This window comes from Bacillus sp. DHT2 (assembly GCF_026241455.1).
Taxonomy (GTDB): Bacteria; Bacillota; Bacilli; order Bacillales; family Bacillaceae_G; genus Bacillus_A; species Bacillus_A pseudomycoides.
In genome coordinates, this window is the sequence record NZ_JAPHWH010000003.1 from 83,184 (window position 1) to 102,234 (window position 19,051).

A 19,051-nucleotide genomic window follows, 5' to 3' on the forward strand; every position below is an offset into this window, starting at 1 on the left:
ATCGGTTCCCCCTTATGCTACTTTTCTACTATTTGTATTGTTTTCGCTCTTTTTACTTGTCATATAAGAGATTGCTAGTACAATCACAGTTGCAATTATCACATAAATAAATGCTGCATTTTGTTTTCCTTCAAATACAACTTGATGGAATAAACCTGCAAGTGATCCACCTAAAATCGGTCCTACTACCGGAATCCATGCATATTTCCAGTTTGATCCACCTTTACCCGGAATCGGTAAGAAGAAGTGTGCAATACGAGGTCCTAAATCACGAGCTGGGTTAATTGCATAACCTGTTGTTCCACCTAATGATAAACCAATACTTACAATTAAGAAACCTACGATGAATGGATTTAAACCATCCGCAAATTTATTTGCACCAATTGCTAATATACCAAATACTAAAACGAATGTTCCAATCATTTCACTTAAAAGGTTTGCAAATGTATTTGGAATTGCTGGTCCTGTTGCAAAAACGCCTAATTTTGTACCTGGGTCTTCTGTTTCTTTCCAATGAGGTAAGTAATGTAAATATACGATAATTGCACCGATGATTGCCCCGATCATTTGCGCTGCGATATAACCTGGTACATCATTCCATGGAAGCGCTCCCTTAAAAGCAAGTCCAATTGTTACTGCTGGATTTAAATGTGCCCCACTAATCGATCCTACTGCATATGCTGCGATGGCAACCGCTAAGCCCCAGCCCATCGTAATAACAATCCAACCGGAATCCTTAGCAAACGACTTCTTTAAACTTACGCCTGCACAAACGCCGCCACCAAGAACGATTAACAACGCTGTCCCTATTAACTCCCCTAAAAATGCTGACATAAAATCCCTCCACAATCAATTTAAATAATTCCAATGTGATAGAGGTAAAATGAATGGCCATTCGTTTTTTTTTCAAAAGAAAAAGATCCACACCTGGCATGCTTCTATATAAAAAATATAGAAACAATGAAATGTGGATCTCTTCTTTTCTCCGTCACGTTTATTAACTTATCTATAATGTTAACCTTAAATGAAAGCGGTGTCAATACATTCTTTTCACATTTTCGACACTTTTTATTTTTCTCAACATACAAGCCACTGTTACGAGAAGAAAGCGGTCTTTCACTCACTTTCTCCCTTTGTTTGTACAAGGCATAAGGCGAAATTAGGTACTGACCGCTTCTATACACAGGTGGATCCTCTTTCCCGCCTAAAAGAAAGCTTTTATTTCGGTTTTCCCACATATAAATCGCGGCTTTGTAAACAAAAGCGGTCTTCCACTCATTTTCTCTCTTTGTTTTCATAAGGCGTGGGACGAAAATGGGTACTGACCGCTTCTATGCTCAGACGGATCCTCTCTCCGCCTAAAAGAAAGCTTTTTCTATCTTTGGTAATGTTTCCAGAGTTCTTTTTTCGACGTTGTAATCGCCGTCGCACCAGCGGATAACGCTCTTTCTACATCATCAACCGTACGAATAAATCCGCCTGCTAAAATCGGTACGCCCGTCCGTTCTTTTACCTCAGCAATCACACCTGTTAAAGCTCCGGGAAGCACCTCAATATAATCCGGCTTTGTTTTCTCTAAAAGATTACAACTCTTTTCCATCGCACTCGAATCAATCAAAAAGATACGTTGAATCGCGACAACACCCTTTTGCTTCGCCTTCATAATTACACTTGCCTTTGTCGACAATAGTCCATATGGCTTATACTCTTGGCATAAAAACTCTGTCGCATGGCCATCGCTTTGCAAACCGTGAATTAAATCGACATGTAAAAATACCTTTTTACAATGCTGCTTCGCAAGTGCAACAACACTTTTCAATTGACCGATATGAATGTCTAAAATAACAATATACTCATAAGAACTATATAGTAACTTTTCTAAATCTTTTATTTGCCGAACAGCTGGCAAAATATTTTGTTCATGAAATTCCATTCAAAAATTCCCCTTCTTTACGTCATCCTACCTTTTATAGTACACAATTTAAGCGAAAAGAAAAGCTAGCAAGAGAAATTTTTAATTCTCATTCTTGTCGCATTGTGTTGAACAGTCGATATCCTATGTCCAATTGCCGATATATGACGAGAAACGATTGATATATCTTAAAAATCACCAATATAATGATGGCGCAAAAAAAGAGTGAATAACCGATTAGTTACTCACTCTTTACTAGGATTAAAGCAACACAGAATCCTTATCACTCTCTTGATTACGTCTCTCGCGTTCTTCTTCTAAACGCTTCATATATACTTCTCCTTCTTTTTCAATAAACTCATTATCCATATCTTGCTCTTTTTTCGAAGTATATAAAACCATGTAACCACTTACGACAATCCCGATAATAACAAGATAAATCCACCATGGTAAAGTTTCCACTCTTCGCCCTTCCTTTCCTGAGACAAGCCTTGTTAGTTTCACTATATGAAGGTAGGACAAGAGTTATGACAATTTCTTTTTCAAACAAGTAAAGCAGTACTCCCATCTACAATCACCGTAGATAGAAGTACTGTCTTTAAAATTCTATCGATGAATCCAAACTGCACCTGCAGACTTGTCTTCAGCTTGTCCTACTACCTCAAACTTCAATCCTAGTTTCGGCAACTTACGTCCTGCATCTGGAATGATGCTGTTGATATACTGCTTAGAATCATCAAATTTCGCAACGCCTGGTAATCCTTTATAGTCAAAGATACCGCGAGTTGGCGAATCTACTTTCCATGCTGGCGTTTGATCAAATGAGAATGCCGCATCGGCAATTTGATAACGCGTACTGCTCTTCACAGTCGGTTGTCCGTTTAATGTCCCTACGATTGCCTCTGGATGAGAATCTACTACGCCTAAGAATCCTTCACCTGGATGAACGCCTACCCAGTTATCTGTAAAGCTTTGATCCGCATACCATACAACCATTCCTGTATTAAAGACTGGGCCACGTGCATGTTGTAACGCCATGTCAGAACCAGCGTAATTTCTCCACTCTACATAGTAGTTATGTTTTTTCTGTTCAAATCCGTTAGACACAGTAAATCCTTTTAACGTCATTGCAGGTTGTCCTTCTGCATCATCAGAGAAAACAACTTTGCCGTCTACAGTTAATGCTGCATTATCTAACGCAAATCCTTTATAAGCTACTGCAATATCTGTTAAATATTCAAACTGTAATTTTACTTTTTTCCCTTTGAATTGGCTTAAATCGTATGATTTATCAACCCACTTACCATCAGTTGTATCCATACCGCCTTTTACGTCTTTTTCGCCCATTCTATCAATACGTGTCTTCGTTCCATCTTCTGCAATAGCGTACACGTCAAGGAAATCATACTTCGCTTCAAGCTCATAGAATGCCTTATAATCAAACTTAGCATCCGTTGCATTTGTTAAATCAAATACTGGTGTCTCAAGTGTTGTATGAATGTCATTTCCTTTTGTACTGTAATAAAACTTCTTACCAAATGCCGATTCGATATTTTTTATATCTTTGTCCGGCAAGTTAACGCGAACGATTCCTGGTCGTTTTGATTTCGTAACACTTTGATCTAAATATGTTGCAGCACCGATTCCCGTGCGAAGTTTATCATAATCTACCTCAACGATATTCGCCCAGTTACCCTTCATATTCTTTTGGAAAAACTCTTTATTTTGTGGTGAAAAACTTGTTGGCTCTGTTCCTGCAATCTTTCCAGCCCAGCTGCCGCCGCTCATAATAGACCAAGATTCAACTGGTTCACCTTGTCCAGTGTACTTTGTATCGTACTCATCCGGTAAGCCTAAATCATGACCGTACTCATGGGCAAACACACCTACTGCTCCATCTTCAGGCTCGATTGTATAATCGTATGCGGCCATCTTTCCGCCCCAATTCGGAACAGAAGCTTGTGTTCCATCAATTGCATATGGTTTTGATCCAAGTTTTGAACGGTGAGACCAAATCGCATCATCTTTCAATTTACCGCCGCCAGCTTCTTGACCCACGCCAGCATGAACAACCATTAAATGATCGATAATGCCATCTGGCTCATTTTTATTACCATCTCCATCTTGATCGTACTGATCAAATTGGTCAAAATCAGCTAAGTTAATCCCTTTTGCTACTGCTGCTTTTAATGCTTCCTTCACAAAATCACGCGGTCCTAAAGGTCCTTTATTATCATGACCGGTACCAGCATCTGCACCATAATCAGAAGCTTTTCCTGGAACAGTAAGCCATTCCGTTACAGTTCCATCAACTGTGTAGCTACCACCTGATTGCTCTTCATAATATTGCTTGAATGTGTTAATTTTTGACCCATCAAATAGCGTAAATGGCTCATCACCAAATAACATTTTTTGATAATGCTCACGATTAAAGTCCTTAGAATACATATATCCTGGCGCTTGATCAATATTATTATGTTTAAAATCGCTAAATTCTACGAGTAAAACAAGCACTTTATCTTTTCGAACAGTTCCATTGTACTCTTCTTGCTTTGCTGGTGTAGTAGGTACTTTTCCATTTAATTTTCTAGGATTCAATCCTGCATCTTGTCCAGCTACTGGTCCTGCTGTTGGCTGCTGCGCCTGTTCATTTTCCTTCATTTTTGCATCTTTTACTTTTTTCATAAAATCAGAAGCTTCTTGCGTAAGACTATCTTCTGTAATGATTTCTTTCCCAGGGTTTTCCCCTTTCTTTTTCTCAACATACTTTTCAACAGCCTTTGACGTCTCAGCTTGTGATGCAGATTGATCAATGACTCCCCGTTCTTTTAATGCTTCTGCCAAACGCTCATCCGGTATTAAATGCTCATCTATTGGTAGAGATGATGATGGTGTTTCAGCATATGCTGCTTGACTTCCAAATGCAAAAGTACTACTTAGCACTGCCGCTGTTGCTAATACTGATAAAGGTTTTAACTTCTTATTCTTTTTCAATGCATTTCCTCCCCGTTGTTTGCGAACTATCGTTTTTTTGTCGATAACAACATAATATTCGTATTATGACGAATATTCAATATTTTTCAACAAATAAAATGTTGAGAAATATTTTTTTATGCAGGGTGAAATACATAAGATAGCAAAATAAAAAGGTTCTGCCCTAAATAGCAGAACCTTTGTTTGAATCATCTTCTTAATTATGAAAGAAGGAACGGGTAATTCTATTCATTGATGGATACAGCATGCTTTTCAAAAAAAGCTTGGACATATTTCACAAACTCTTCCGGCTCTTGACGGAACGGAGCATGATACCCTTTTTCAATAATATGGAATGTACTATTTTTAAATAGTTGATGATAGGCTTCACCATTTTTCCATGAAACGCTTTTATCATTTCTGCCCCAGATGATTAAGGTCGGCACCTTGATTTCATTTGCATCCATCGCTAATCGATGTTCTCTCATCTTACTTAGTTCACTATAATGCTCTTTATCATCTCTTCTATTTTTCACCGCATTTTTATCATAATCCGTAATGGTAGATACCGTATTTAAATCAACCGATAAATTCGGCTTTTGGAAACCTTCTTTTTGCTGGAAGGATTCTATTCCTGTCGAGTCCGCTAAAATAAGGTGCGTAATCGCCTCAGGATATAGGTATGTTAAATTAAGAGAAATCTCTCCCCCCATTGAATGACCAAGCACCGCAAACTTATCATAGCCTAATTTTTTCATTAACTTATAATATATATTTGCTTGCGCTGGAAATGAATACTGAAAATCCATTGGCTTCGAAGAACGACCAAATCCTAAAATATCAACTGCAATGATCGTATGATCTTTCGCTAATTCTGGATAAATATCACGAAATCCATCAGAAGAACCTCCAAAGCCATGAAGCATAAGAAGCGGCGTTTGTCCTTCACCAATTTGTTTAAAATATATTGTTTGCCCATCAATTTCTGCCATTTTTTCTGTTGTGTTCAATTTTGTTGCAACAGTATTTTTTACTTCTTCTACTTTTGCTGTTGGTTTCTCAACGATATTACAAATCACTAATACGACAAGAACAATACAACTAATTATATAGAACTTTAATCGTTTCAAATTTATTGTCTCCTTTCCGCTACTTTAAATCATGAAAAAATACACTTAACATAAGCTTTCACTTTTTGTCGGTATTTTATAGCCATATAGTTGTAACTATTAAAGTTACAACTATATCAAAAAAATATGCTTTCTCTCTAAGTAAGAATGCATTGGGATATTTCTTGTATTTGATTATTTTCGTACTGTCCAACCCTCTTGTAATCATTATAGTTACAAATAAAAAGTAGGTCAATCATTTTGCAAAAGTTTTATATACTTATAGAAATGAAGGATAAAGAAGACAAATAAAAGAAGAACGCCTTTTAGTGAGGGTAAACGTTCTTCTTTTTGTTATAGGTCTACATGAGTATTCATTATAGGTGTTCGTGTTCTATTCTGAAGCACTTATACCGGTGTTTCCATCAGTATATGAATAGGTAGATGTATCGCTAACGCTATATGCTAAATCAGGCTTTGATATGAAATGGTCTGCGTGAGTAGCTTGTTGTGTTTCAGCAAAATGATTTAATCCAAGGGAAAGAATTCCGATAACAGATAAACCAACAGTAATAACACCCAATTTTTTCATTATTTTAACGCTCCTCTACTTAATAATTTTTGTTTCGCTTCATAACAGATATTAAAATAATCACTTACTTTTTCATGATTATTCAATTTACGAAATTCGACAGCTAACAACTCACCATATTCTTCAACATAATCCCATAATCCTTGTTTTTCGAAGTAAAATAGTCCTTCTTTTATCTCTTTTTCCACTAAATCCATTGAACATCTTTCATTTAGTCTTTTCAAAATGTTGAAGTGATACATATATTCTTTGTTTCCTACTGCAGAACAAATATTTAAACCGTTTTCAATTAATTTTTGTGCAATATTTATTTCACCTAATTTATAATGTTCCCTTGCTTGTAGGAAAATGGCTTTGATATGATTAGGAAGTTTCTCTGTTACTTCTGATAAATGACGAATAGCTAAAGTAGATAGATTTTGGGTAGCATACAATAAACCTAGATTATGTCTAACTATTAAAATTAGCTTATCTTCTTTAGCTTTCTGTAAAATGTCAATTGCACGATTTAAATGTTCTTCGGCTTGTTCAAATTGTTTTAAAAATATACAAGCTGTCCCTATAATATTTTCACAGGATGCAACTTTGACTTCATATCCTTCTTGATTTAAAAATATTGCTTTCGCTTTATTTATATATTCAATAGAAGATAGCATTTTGTAAGTATGGTGATACAATACAGCAAAGTGTTGATGAAATTCAGCTTGTTCTATCGGATTAGAAACTTGCTTTAATAATTCTTTAGCTTTCTCAAAATGTATTTCAGATTCTTTGTAATTCGAAATGAACATTAGATGAATACCTTTAAAGAGATGATAATAATGTGTTAAAAGCAGATCATCCGGAAGAGACAAGGAATCAATTTTATCGAAGCTATTGCTTGTAATACTTAAACGATCTGCTAACACTTGATAGCGAAAATCTAATAATGAATAATAAAACAATATGTTTTGATCTTCTTCCATATGATTAATTTTTGATTCAATTTCCTCTTTCAATCGTGTCGCTTTCTCTACTTGTTGTTGCAGCATTGACTGATACCAAGCGTCTAATGAATGCTTAATCTGTTCTTTCGTTACTACATGTGCACTCATAGAAATTCATCCCCCTCGTTTAGAACTATAATTATCTAAATATTATCACTTTTCCACAAATTGTATATCCCTCTAAATATATAAATAACTTGAGAAATAATTATCAGAATATTCAACTCAAAAGACATAATTACAATCCACCTCATAAAAAATAGCTTTCATATCCTTATTGCGGGTAGTACCAGCGAAACTGTCACTACCCGCAATAAGGATATGAATTAAGAATGCACTGATTCCTCTAGATATGATCTCTCTTCAATTTGAATTCGTTCCATCATATCCAATTTAAAGGTCCCGTAAGGATTTACATGACTATAGATGAGTATTTCTTGCAACATGGCTACATCTTTTGTTTATAAAACCAATAGCTGAAGGTTTTGCGCATAGTGTGGGTACCAATGGATTCTACACCGGCAAAATCTCCGGCTTTTTGTAATTGTCGGTACGCTTGGATTTGGCTAATGGGTTGATCTCCTTTTCGAGAAGGAAATAACCAGGTACTTTCTAGGGTTTGGGTATAGGAATAGACTTCATCAAAAATAGAAGTGAGATTAATCATGCGCTCTTTCTTCGTTTTTTCCTCTTTGCTTTTGAATTCTTTTCTCTTTTTTCGTTTTTGTAGTAAAAACAAAAAGAACTTGTAAAAAAATACAAGTTCTTTTTAAAATAATGTAAACTGAAGGGTAAACAAACTATCTTATCAGAAAAACTAGGGATCACTATTTCTTAAGACTACTAGGACCTCTTTATTATATAACAAATATTAACATGCAAAGTTTATAGTTTTGAAAATTATGTGAATTAAGATGACAGATCAATTTATTCCATATATAAAGTTACGTTAAATTCGTGGGGTTTAACCCCACCTTTCCTCCATTGTATGAAGAAATTCGGTAAGTATGGATATGTTGCCGAGCCGAACATACCAAAAACAAAGGGTAATACATTTATGTTTAATATGCGCTTTATTAAAATATTTTCCGTATAAGAAGTGAATAAGCTTCCTATACGGAAAATATTACATATTAATACTTTAGGAGATTTTAAAAATAAAGAGGTGATTTTTAAATGTATAATGAGTCAATATATTTTCCTTATATAAATTATAATCAATACTTCGATCGTCAATTCCCTGGTCCTCAGATTCCAAGTATACCGGGAATGCCAAGTTTTCCGGGTGCACCAGATATACCGGGAATGCCAGGTTTTCCGGGTGCACCAGGACAGCAAAGTTCACAAGCTCCAACATCTCCTCCTCCATCATTTATTCCTCAACAATCAACTGCTTCACCATTTGCTGTTGATCCAGGGGCAATTTCATTCTGTTTATTTCGAAATACCTATATATGGCTTACGAATGGTGAACAGTTTTGGTATTATCCGATTTTTGTAGGACGAAGATCTGTTACTGGTTTTAGATGGAACGGTAGGTTTTGGGTGATTTTTGGAATTGATACAAGAAGGATTAATTCATTTACATGTTTTTAAAAATTATAGAGTAACGATAAAAGTTTAATTATATAAACAAAAGAGGTATTAGAATGAAAAACTTTCAATCATTTGATGGGACAATAACTATGATTAACGATTTTGTAACAGGATCAAATGAAGAAATAGGATGTACTAAATTAATATCCGTAGATAATGGTTATGGGACTCTAACAAATTTTGTAGTGAAACCAAATACTTATTTTATTGACTACGCAGCGGTAGTAGTAGGAGATAAAGTAACTGGATTTTACGATGCTAACGTCCCTGTTCCTCTCATTTTCCCACCACAATTTCAAGCAATTGTTATAGCGAAATATATACCCTATCAAAATGTAAAAGTAGATAATTTTAATGAACAGTTAGAGAGTAGTGATGGAAAATTAAAATTAAATATTTCTCCTTCTACTCAAATTTTATTAACAAATGGCCAATTTTTTACAGGGAATCTTGCGAATCGAAATTTAATAGTTATTTATGGTCTTGCAACAATGAGTATACCAGCCCAAACTACGCCATATAAAATCATTGTTTTGTGTCAAAAGTGATTTTTATTTTAAAGGGGCTCTCGGTTTATTTGAGAGGCTTTTTTTGTTTCTGAAGAAAAAAATAATGAAAAGTAGGAAAAAAGGTTTATTTTTTAAGATAGGGCCACGCCCCATACTCATCAAGCTAAGATTTTGAAATATCCCCAAAACGAAAATTTTATATTTCTACATTTATTTATGAGAATTCAGCTTACTTTTTTCGTTTTGGGAAACAACCAATTTCTTAAGTTGATGGATATGTGTTACTCCCCCCACTTTTAAAAATAAAAAAGGCAAGTAACCTCAGCTATACGCTAAAATCACTTGCCTCATAAGTATTATTTAGTTATGAAAAGTAGGCTTATAAAACGAACGATTATCAAGCGCAAAGACACGTTCTGTGTATTCACCTGGCTTCGTGCGTCCAAGGGCACGATCCATCATGTTCATCTTCGCATCTAAATTATCAATGTAATGCAGAATTTCTGCTTCTTTTACTAATGGCGGTTTTGGGCTACCCCATTCCGCTTTCCCGTGATGGGATAAGACGATGTGCTGAAGAATTAATACTTCTTCTCCTTCGATTTTCAGCTCATCTGCTGCTTTTCCAATTTCGTTTACCATGATGGAAATGTGGCCAAGTAGATTTCCTTCTAATGTATACGTTGTTGAAATCGGACCAGATAATTCAATTACTTTTCCAAGGTCATGTAAAATAACACCTGCATACAGTAAATCTTTATCTAAAGATGGGTATAGCATAGCAATGGCTTTCGCTAAATCAAGCATCGATACAACGTGATAAGCAAGCCCTGATACAAACTCGTGGTGATTTTTCGTTGCTGCTGGATAATCTAAAAATTCACTTTGATGCTTATTTAATAAGTGTCTTGTGAGACGCTGAATGTTTGGGTTTCTCATTTCAAATATGTACTGTGTAATCTTTTCTACCATATCTTCTTTTTTCACTGGTGCTTTTTCTACAAAGTCTGAGATATCTGTCACTTCATTCGCATTTGCAACGCGAATTTGCTTCACACGAAGTTGAATGCGCCCTTTATAGTTTTGAATATCTCCAGCTACCTTAACAATCGTTTCTGCTACATATTGTTTCTCAACTTCTGGTGATACATCCCATAGCTTCGCTTCAATATCTCCAGTTTGGTCTTGTAAGATTACTGTTAAAAATGGCTTCCCATTACTCGCGATACCTTTTGTCGCTGTCTTAATTAACAAGAAGATATCGACTTGTTCACCAACTTCATATTCTGCAATTTTCTTTTTCATCCTGATTCCTCCACCAACTTAAGTACTTTTAGTATAGCACATTATACCTTATTTTCTTTATGCTCACGTGTTAATTTTATAATCTGTTTTTCCGCAAAGAATGATAATAGATGGGCATGACATGTAAAGAAAATCACTTGTCTATCCTTCGCAATTTCTTTTATTAACTGGATTGTTCGTTCTGTTCTTACTGCATCAAAATGCACAAAGCTATCATCAATAATAAATGGATAATCATGTTCAAACGTCCGGGCTAGCGCAAATCTTAGTGATAAATAAAGTTGCTCCGCTGTCGCTTGACTGAGTTCATGACTATAAAAACGAATACCATCACTTCGTTCTACAATAAACGGCTCTGTTTCTGATGGTGAAAAAATCTTACTATACTGACCGCCTGTTAAATATACAAAATACTCCTCTGCCTTTTGTAAAATGCGCGGCAGCTGCACTTCATGATAGTATTGCTTTGTTTTTGTTAACACTGTTTTTGCCGCTGCATACGCCGCCCACTTCTTCACTTGCTCACGCACTTGGGACTTTTTCATTTCCCATTCATGGAGTAAATCGCCGTACGTACTACCTTCTTCTAAGTTCGCAACATCTACGCGGTGCTCCGCAATACGCTCGGTCAACTCCTTCTCTTGTGAAAGGAAGTCTTGTATATAGAGCGCTTCTTGTTTCAGCTTTCCTTCATACCCTTCCACTTGATAGTGTTCCGCTAATGATAAGCTTGTTAAACGTTTTTCTAACATGTCAATTTGAGGTGATAACCGCTCTACTTGCTTCTCTGCATCTTCACGCTTTTCTGCCCTCTTGCCAGCTTCTAAAAACATTTCTTCATCAGTAGCTGCTGCCATTTCCCAGAGCGCATCTCTTTCTAATGTAAGTTGTTCTACTTGATGCTGTAATAGTGCTTGTTCTTCTTTCCAATCAGCTAGCTTCCCTAAAAGCTGCTCTCTCTTTTGTTTCTTTTCTTTTTCCTTTTGAATACGATTACTGATCATATGAAGATGATCAAAATCTGTATTTTCCATAACGTTTTCTAGTTTATGTTCAAACTGCGAAATCATTTCATATAATATTCCTTTTCGCTCCGCCAGCTTTCCTACCTCACGATATAACTGCTGCATCTTTTCAATGCGTTCAAATGCTGGCAAGACATGTGCATATGTATAAAAACTTGGGAAAGAATAACGCGCATTATATGTATCCACTTGCTCTCCCATACGAAACGTATCTCGCTCCCATTCTTCATATGCAGAAACACCTTTATCATAGGTTCGTTCTATTTGTTGTAATTTATAAGACTCTCGCTCAAATAATTTACGAATTTCTTCATCTTTTTCTAATTGATAACGAATGGATAGCGCCTCTTCATTTTGCCTTCCGCCTGCACTTTGCTGCAGCGAGAGCAGTTCTTCTTGTAAACCATCGGAAGAAGTATCTTTATACAAAACAAGTGCAAGTACAATTAGGACAAAGACGATAACACTTGTAAATAACAATGCACGATTATCTAGAAATATACTTGTCAGCAAAATCACTGTATTAATAGCTAACAAAAGGAAACAAATCGTCTGCCAGCGCTTTTTCTTTTCCTGCGCGATTTTCATTCTTTCTTCATATTTACGCTTCATTCGTTCCACGCCAGTACCCATAAAAACTGTATCTTGAAACGATCTTTCCTTTTCTACAAGCGCCTGTCGCTCTTCATCCGCTAACATCTGCTTTCGGATGTGCCCTACATTCTCTTCCTGTTCTTCTAGTTGCTCTTGCACTACTTTAAAGCGCTCATCTAGCTGCTCTTTCCGCGTTTCTAATGCTCTCGCCTTTTGCACCGTTTGCGTTATCATTTCTTTCGCTGCAAGGCTTGTATCAAATGAAAGCACACTTTCTTTCTTAAAAGTAGCACCAATTTGCTGCTCAAGCTCTTCTATCTCTTCTTTCATATTTCCAATACTTACTGTAATATCACGCATTTCTTGACGTGCATTTTCATATGACATATGCTGCATACGAAGTTCTTCTACATAGCTATCCTTTTGCAAGAGCTCTTCTTGTACTTCTACCCCATCCACTTCCGTTTGCACCATTTCCATCCTTTTCTGGATGGAATCCAATTGTACCCCGAGCGGCTCGAGTTTTGCTTTTATCGTTTCGAAACGTTCTACTCCTCGAACAGGAAACGGATTCTTCTGTTCTTCTAGCACTTTTTCATATGCATGTTTTTCAATCACAAGAGGTTGCAATGCAGCCAATACTTCATAGTCTTGCTTACGCTTGTCTGCCATCTCTTTTTCATTCCGAATATGAGCAAGACGCCCTTCATTTTCTTTTAACTGCCCCATTAACTTTTCATACGTACCAATCTTCCCTTGCCACGCCCCAAGCTTTTCTTGGAGCTTCTTTATTTCTTGAAGTGACGCATTGATCTCAGGCTTACGACCATTTGGCTTAAAACGCTGCTCCATTTCTTTTTCTAACTTTTTATCTAACTGCAGCAGGGCATCGCTCCCAACTGCACTCGCCGAAAATAAATAATTTCCGATTTCAGCTTCTCCAATATGATGAATATTTTGAAGACCGTGCATATCAAACGAAAAGACAGAATCAAACAGGCTCTCATTCATCCCGCTCAGCACAGTCTGTAACACTTCTTCTCCAGCTGTTTTTCCATCTTCAAAGTATACTGTTACTTCCCCAGCAGCCGTTTTCGGCAAGCGCTCGATTTGGAGTCTCCCATACTGCTCAGTCATAACAGTCACCCTGCCGCCGTACTTCCCGCCTTCTTTCGGCTCATAACGCCTTTGTCCTCTCATTGGGAACCCAAACAAAATACTCTTCATAAACGAACGAATCGTTGATTTTCCTGCTTCATTTTCACCGTACAACACCGTCAGCAATGAAAGATCCATTTCCACATTTTCTAATTTTCCATAACCATAAATATGGAGTTTTTCAATTTTCATTTTTTATCCCTCTCTTGCTGGAATAGTTGCTCTAATATAATATTTTCCGCTTCCTTTTGAATCTCTGCTTTTTCCTCATCTGAAAAGGATTCAATCACATTACGCGCAACTGGAGATGTCCAAATCGTCCTAAGCACCGCATCCATATTCGTAAATGATTCCAATTCTTGCAATACACTACCAACAAAATGATTCTCCTCTTTTAATCGCTGGATTTCTGCAAATGAAACCGTCTCATTCTTCCACTTCATCACATACACAAAATCTCTTCGTTCTTCTCCCGCTGCTAAAATATGAAAAATCTCTTCCACACGTTTTTCATCACGTAAATAAGGAGACAATGGCCCTTGTCCGATGAATACAATTGTCAAAAGAGTTCCTTCCTCTTCCTGACGCCATTCATTCATCACTTCCGTACAAGCTATCATAAGGTCATCAACTGTTTGCAGTTCATCAATGCTAATTTCCGTCTCTTCCCAAACTACATCCGCCGCACCGAAAAATGAGCACACCGTTCCCTGCTCTGTTATCTCAACAAGATACGCCCCCTTCTCTCCTGTTTCCTTCCGGTGGCGTCCTTGTATATTGCCTGGATAAATGATATATGGCTCCTCTGCTAAAATCTCTCGCTTATGTATATGCCCAAGAGCCCAGTAATCAAATCCCTTTTCTTTTAACTCACGAATTTGAAACGGCGCATAGCGATTATGTTCCGCATCGCCTTCCACACTCCCGTGAAGCATGCCAATATGAAAAGGCGCATCGCTCATTTTTGCATACTGCGCCGTCATATTATCCGTTACAGCCTGCTGCAAATAACTAAACCCATAAATAGATGCAAGCAGTTCACCATCTTTATAAAACGGCTTTTCTTCTACATATGGCTCTGCAAACACATGAACATTTTCAGGAAACTCAATTGCTGCCCAGCTTCCCCCTAAATGATCGTGGTTACCATGAATGATATAAACCGGAATCTCATACTGCGAAAGGCGCTTCATCTGCTCCCTCACAAACACTTGCGCCCTAAGACTTCTCGTTTCCGCATCATATAAATCTCCTGCTAGTAATACAAAATCAACGCGCTCTTGAATTGCTTTATCGATAATACGCTCAAACGACTGAAACGTACTTTGCTTCATTCTTTCCCAAACAGATGACGGCACATTCATTTCCATCCCTTTAAACGGACTATCCAAATGCAAATCTGCCGCATGTATAAACTTTACTTGTTTCACAAATAAACGATCCTTTCTTTATCCTATAAAAGTTTCACTCTATTTTACCACGCAATGTCACATATTTCTTTGCATATTCTAGCATTTTATGACAAAATAGTTATAAGATTCTGATTTTAATTTTTGGAGGGAATTTTCATGGGAGTATACGTTCTAACAGTCTTTGAAAAAGATGGTTCAAAAATGCTAGACGAATCATTCGAGGCGGCAACAGAAGCAGAAGCGAAATCAAAAGGAGCATCCATTTTACAAGAAAAGGGATTGCATAAGCACACACATCGCTGCACATCTTCCGCAGGAAAACTCGTTTTATTCCAGCGCTAAAAAAAGAAGCGTCATCCGCTTCTTTTTCATTCTATATCTTCATCACACCACGTAAATACCACATCTAGAATCCGGTTACCAATACGCACGCGTCTGTTCCACTTTCCAGTTTGAATTTGGCGCGTTAGCTCATCTTTCATCTTTTCCGTCCAGTCGTGAATGGTTCCATTCCCGCCGTACGGATATACATTAGGAAACTCTTCCTGCAGAAGACTCAAGCTCTCTGCATCCAAATGAAAATGGAAATAGTAGTTGGCCGTAAGCGATGGCTCTTGCAATTGTAAAAACGGATCGTCAATTTGCTTTCTATTTCGGTAGAAAGTAAATATATTCACCTTTCCGCTCGTAATTTGGTCAATTTGAATTTCGTGCTTCTCTATAATCACGTCGTGCCCACCTCGTTATATACTACCTTTAGTATATATGTCTTTTGCATCAAAGTTAACCATTTTCACACGAAATTCATTTCCTTCATCTATTTCCCGTACCTCCAAGTAACAATCAGAACACATAAAAAAACAAATTTGAAGGGGAGCGATTCTATGTATTTCGGTAGCAAAGGTTGGTATGTAAAGGAACTAAAAAAATTAGGTATCCGTACTTATGAAGGTAAAAAACTAGAATCCTATCGTACGCATGTGTTGGCTAGTTTGCTTGAGAGAGTTCAGAAAGAATCGGCTTAATACTAATACAAGAAAGAAGCAACGTTTGTTTTTGCGTTGCTTCTTTTTTATTTTTCATAAAGGCTGTTTTCATATATATTGGAGACACAAAATCTTGAACGCATTAGGAACTCTTGGTTTTAATCCATTACAAGGCATCATAGTGAGCGACGAAACTTTCTTTCGAGAAGCTTTAAAAGGTCATCGTGAAATCGCTCATAGAAAAGACAAAAAACGTGGTGAGAAAGACAAAAAAACAACTTGAATTAGTCCAAATTGTTTTCCCTTAAGAATTGTATAATTTGTCCTTTGTGGTGGTTATCGTGGTCTGTAAATTCCTTAACAATATATATAAGTGAGTAAGGTGCTCCAGTATGTGGACAATGAGTTACACCATTTGCAGTTAATGACTTGTTTAGCTTTTCGATTGGAAATTCGTTAAGTTCTTTTATAAGTAGTTCCCTTGTATCTTTTGCTTCTTCAAGAAGTTTTGATTGTGATATTCCTGATTTTGCATAGTCTGATGCCTTTTTATTATGTGTATCAAAATTTGGAAACTCCATTCCCTTTTCATTTTGTACAGATGGGAGGACTTTTTTTAATAGATGATTATCCCAATTCATAATATGGGCTATTATCTCCCTTACAGACCACTTACCTTCGGCTATTGATTTAGACCATAATGTGTCATCAATTTCTTCTAAAGTGCTTAACCAAGATGAATAATGACTAAAATTACTAATTATGTTTTTTACCTCACTCAATTTAATCCCTCTTTTCTAAATTAATTTAATATAATTATAACATTAAACTCACAATACACAAACGTATGTTCTTATAAATATTTTCAGTTATAAAACCAACAGCCTTTTATAAAAAAAGAAACCGATGATATGCATTTCGTTAGCAAAGGTTGGTACTTAAAGAAATTAGGTACCCGTTCCGATGCTTCGCCACATGAACCTCGGTAATATCCTTATTCTCTGTCTCCTTATCATAATAATCCTCTCTTTTATAATTCCTATCAAATTGAACTATTCGTCTACTCTCATATTTAAGAATTGCACAAGTTGATCATTTAAATAACTTGTACTATAAGAAAAATCATTTTGATACCATTCAATAATGATGCCAATAATCGCATTCGCTTGGTAGGAACAATAGAGTGAATGATTAACTCCTTCTTTAAGAAAAGCCTCTTGATCTTGAAGTAACAAACGCTTTATTTCCTCAAATAATAAATAATAGTACATTAATGGAACCTTTTTGGAAAAAACAATTCTGTAGAATGACTTATATTTTTCGATATGATGAAAAACCCGAATGGTAGACGGGTCTAATTTACTCGTTTTCAATACTGATACGTGGCGATAAGGTTCTTGATAAGATCGGACCAAATCCGCTGTAATTTCTTTAAAATATTCCTCGAATAAATCTTCTACTTGTTTATAATGCAAGTAAAATGTACCACGATTTATTTTTGCCTTTCTGCAAATTTCCGAGATTGAGATGACTTCTAGATTTTTTTCATTTAGTAATTCTAACAATGCATTATGTAACGCCTCTTTTGTTTTCACAATCCGCATATCTGTACGCATCTTTTTTCACCTCTTATTGAACACATTTCTAACTATGTGTTAATTATTGAACATTTATCGTTTTTTTGCTCATTGTAAGCGCTCTTTTATATGATTATACTTTTTATTGAACAACTGTTCAATAAAGTGAAATTTTAATTAATGGGGGGCTTCATTCCCCACTGATTATCAGCCTGCACCAATCGGGCTTTTACGGGCAGTTGATCCCCCACCTAACTTCTTTGCTTTCGCTGAATTTTGAGGTGGAGGTCTTACTGCCCGTTAATGCGAGATAAACAGACAAAGGGGGCCGTTTCGAATGAGATTAAAAGGAAAAGTAGCAATTGTCACTGGTGCTGCGTCAGGCATGGGGAAAGCAATCGCAGAAGGTTATGCAAAAGAGGGCGCAAAGGTCGTTGTATCAGACTTAAACTTAGAAGGGGCTCAACATGTAGTACAGGGAATTAAGGCTACAGGTGCAGAGGCCATTGCTGTTCAAACAAACGTTACTTCCGATGAAGATCTACAACGTCTTTTCAATGAAACAAAACAAGCTTATGGAAAATTAGATATTCTTGTTAATAATGCAGGCATCATGGACGGAATGGAGCCTGTTGGTGAAATTTCAGACGAACGCTGGGAGAAGGTTTTCTTCGTTAATACAGTAGCTGTAATGAAAACAATGCGGATTGCAGTGAATCTATTCTTAGAACAAGGACATGGTACGATCGTTAATAACATTTCTGCAGGCGGACTATACGGCGCACGTGCTGGTGCTGCTTACACAGCATCTAAACATGCAGTCGTTGGCCTAACAAAAAACACTGCCTTTATGTATGCGAACAAAAACATCCGTTGTAACGGTATCGCTCCTGGAGCAGTCATGACAAACATTGCTTCTTCAATGACTCATTTGAGCGAATTTGGAGCAAGCCGCCAAGCATTAGGTATGGCAATTAATCCACGTGCCGGACAACCAGAAGAAGTTGCAAGGCTAGCTATCTTCTTAGGCTCAGACGAAGCTAGTTTCGTAAACGGACAAGTGATTGCGGTAGACGGCGGCTGGACTTCCTATTAATACACCTATTAGGGGTTACAACACATAGCTATCAAGTTTAGAGAAATGAGTTGATCTGTTTTCTTAACTTGATGGGTATGGTGTTCATTCAGAATACATGTAAAAACGGGTCATAACATGAACTGACCCGTTTTACTCTTTATATCATTATACTCTTCATCAAATTAGTAAGTTTATGTTAAAATCGTAAATCTTCTGCATCACTCAGTTGTTCTGGATGT

Annotated in this window: 18 protein-coding genes and 2 pseudogenes; 6 read left to right on the forward strand and 14 right to left on the reverse strand. The window is 36.7% G+C overall.

Translation table 11 applies throughout. The features are described from left to right. Window positions 1–12 precede the first annotated feature (12 nt). The 8 genes and pseudogenes from glpF to ORL93_RS09370 all read right to left on the reverse strand — a co-directional run. A complete protein-coding gene (gene glpF, locus ORL93_RS09335) occupies window positions 13–834 on the reverse strand; it encodes a glycerol uptake facilitator protein GlpF (protein WP_003195722.1) in 822 nt (273 codons plus the stop codon). Between the two features lie 541 nt (window positions 835–1,375). Then, on the reverse strand, window positions 1,376–1,933 hold the full coding sequence (locus ORL93_RS09340) for a glycerol-3-phosphate responsive antiterminator (protein ID WP_006093839.1): 558 nt from the start codon (window positions 1,931–1,933) through the stop codon (window positions 1,376–1,378). A gap of 240 nt (window positions 1,934–2,173) precedes the next feature. Then, a complete protein-coding gene (locus ORL93_RS09345) occupies window positions 2,174–2,374 on the reverse strand; it encodes a sporulation YhaL family protein (RefSeq protein ID WP_003195714.1) in 201 nt (66 codons plus the stop codon). 144 nt (window positions 2,375–2,518) lie between these two features. After that, window positions 2,519–4,906, reverse strand: a complete 2,388-nt coding sequence (locus ORL93_RS09350) for an immune inhibitor A domain-containing protein (RefSeq protein WP_097795495.1) — start codon at window positions 4,904–4,906, stop codon at window positions 2,519–2,521. A gap of 224 nt (window positions 4,907–5,130) precedes the next feature. Further along, window positions 5,131–6,015: an alpha/beta fold hydrolase gene (locus tag ORL93_RS09355; RefSeq protein WP_257130785.1), complete on the reverse strand. Its 885-nt coding sequence runs from the start codon at window positions 6,013–6,015 to the stop codon at window positions 5,131–5,133. Window positions 6,016–6,388: 373 nt separating this feature from the next. Beyond that, window positions 6,389–6,586 (reverse strand): Phr family secreted Rap phosphatase inhibitor, encoded by a 198-nt coding sequence (locus tag ORL93_RS09360; RefSeq protein WP_006093830.1) that lies wholly within the window; start codon window positions 6,584–6,586, stop codon window positions 6,389–6,391. Further along, window positions 6,586–7,680, reverse strand: coding sequence for a Rap family tetratricopeptide repeat protein (locus tag ORL93_RS09365; protein WP_098160544.1), 1,095 nt, complete (start codon window positions 7,678–7,680; stop codon window positions 6,586–6,588). The genes ORL93_RS09360 and ORL93_RS09365 overlap by 1 nt, the downstream gene beginning before the upstream one ends. A 218-nt stretch (window positions 7,681–7,898) precedes the next feature. Next, window positions 7,899–8,296: pseudogene (locus ORL93_RS09370) on the reverse strand (tyrosine-type recombinase/integrase); the annotation flags it as partial. 452 nt (window positions 8,297–8,748) lie between these two features. Between ORL93_RS09370 and ORL93_RS09375 the strand changes: the two are divergent. Together ORL93_RS09375 and ORL93_RS09380 are read left to right on the forward strand one after the other, a co-directional pair. Next, window positions 8,749–9,168, forward strand: a complete 420-nt coding sequence (locus tag ORL93_RS09375) for a hypothetical protein (RefSeq protein WP_018766935.1) — start codon at window positions 8,749–8,751, stop codon at window positions 9,166–9,168. A gap of 53 nt (window positions 9,169–9,221) precedes the next feature. Beyond that, a complete protein-coding gene (locus tag ORL93_RS09380) occupies window positions 9,222–9,716 on the forward strand; it encodes a hypothetical protein (RefSeq protein ID WP_265958967.1) in 495 nt (164 codons plus the stop codon). Between the two features lie 321 nt (window positions 9,717–10,037). On the opposite strand, the gene yhaM is transcribed toward ORL93_RS09380, so the two are convergent. From yhaM to ORL93_RS09395, 3 genes are read right to left on the reverse strand one after another with little or no spacing between them, the layout of a single operon-like run. Further along, window positions 10,038–10,982: a 3'-5' exoribonuclease YhaM gene (gene yhaM / locus ORL93_RS09385; RefSeq protein ID WP_097795064.1), complete on the reverse strand. Its 945-nt coding sequence runs from the start codon at window positions 10,980–10,982 to the stop codon at window positions 10,038–10,040. Window positions 10,983–11,023: 41 nt separating this feature from the next. Beyond that, window positions 11,024–13,951: an ATP-binding protein gene (locus tag ORL93_RS09390; protein ID WP_098161359.1), complete on the reverse strand. Its 2,928-nt coding sequence runs from the start codon at window positions 13,949–13,951 to the stop codon at window positions 11,024–11,026. Continuing rightward, the gene (locus ORL93_RS09395; RefSeq protein ID WP_097795062.1) at window positions 13,948–15,189 is read right to left on the reverse strand and encodes a metallophosphoesterase family protein; all 1,242 of its coding nucleotides are present in this window, start codon (window positions 15,187–15,189) and stop codon (window positions 13,948–13,950) included. Before ORL93_RS09395 ends, ORL93_RS09390 begins: the two co-directional genes overlap by 4 nt. A gap of 138 nt (window positions 15,190–15,327) precedes the next feature. On the opposite strand from ORL93_RS09395, the gene ORL93_RS09400 reads away from it, so the two are divergent. After that, window positions 15,328–15,513 carry a YhzD family protein gene (locus ORL93_RS09400; RefSeq protein WP_003195690.1) on the forward strand — a complete coding sequence of 62 codons (186 nt, stop codon included), beginning with the start codon at window positions 15,328–15,330 and terminating at the stop codon, window positions 15,511–15,513. A gap of 26 nt (window positions 15,514–15,539) precedes the next feature. Here ORL93_RS09400 and ORL93_RS09405 read toward each other — a convergent pair whose 3' ends face one another. After that, window positions 15,540–15,899 carry a hypothetical protein gene (locus ORL93_RS09405; protein ID WP_097795061.1) on the reverse strand — a complete coding sequence of 120 codons (360 nt, stop codon included), beginning with the start codon at window positions 15,897–15,899 and terminating at the stop codon, window positions 15,540–15,542. A 156-nt stretch (window positions 15,900–16,055) separates the two neighbouring features. Here ORL93_RS09405 and ORL93_RS09410 point away from each other — a divergent pair, with 156 nt between their 5' ends. Together ORL93_RS09410 and ORL93_RS09415 are read left to right on the forward strand one after the other, a co-directional pair. Next, entirely contained in the window at window positions 16,056–16,196 is a 141-nt protein-coding gene (locus ORL93_RS09410; protein WP_018766939.1) for a YflJ family protein, read from the forward strand. A 76-nt stretch (window positions 16,197–16,272) separates the two neighbouring features. Continuing rightward, window positions 16,273–16,431: pseudogene (locus ORL93_RS09415) on the forward strand (IS1595 family transposase); the annotation flags it as partial. A 10-nt stretch (window positions 16,432–16,441) separates the two neighbouring features. On the opposite strand, the gene ORL93_RS09420 reads toward ORL93_RS09415, so the two are convergent. Further along, a complete protein-coding gene (locus ORL93_RS09420; protein WP_097795060.1) occupies window positions 16,442–16,939 on the reverse strand; it encodes a DinB family protein in 498 nt (165 codons plus the stop codon). Between the two features lie 270 nt (window positions 16,940–17,209). After that, window positions 17,210–17,773 (reverse strand): TetR/AcrR family transcriptional regulator, encoded by a 564-nt coding sequence (locus tag ORL93_RS09425; RefSeq protein WP_006093813.1) that lies wholly within the window; start codon window positions 17,771–17,773, stop codon window positions 17,210–17,212. Window positions 17,774–18,071: 298 nt separating this feature from the next. Between ORL93_RS09425 and ORL93_RS09430 the strand changes: the two genes are divergently transcribed. Next, complete coding sequence (locus tag ORL93_RS09430; RefSeq protein ID WP_265958970.1) at window positions 18,072–18,830, forward strand: SDR family oxidoreductase; 759 nt, start codon at window positions 18,072–18,074, stop codon at window positions 18,828–18,830. The last annotated feature ends 221 nt before the right edge of the window (window positions 18,831–19,051 follow it).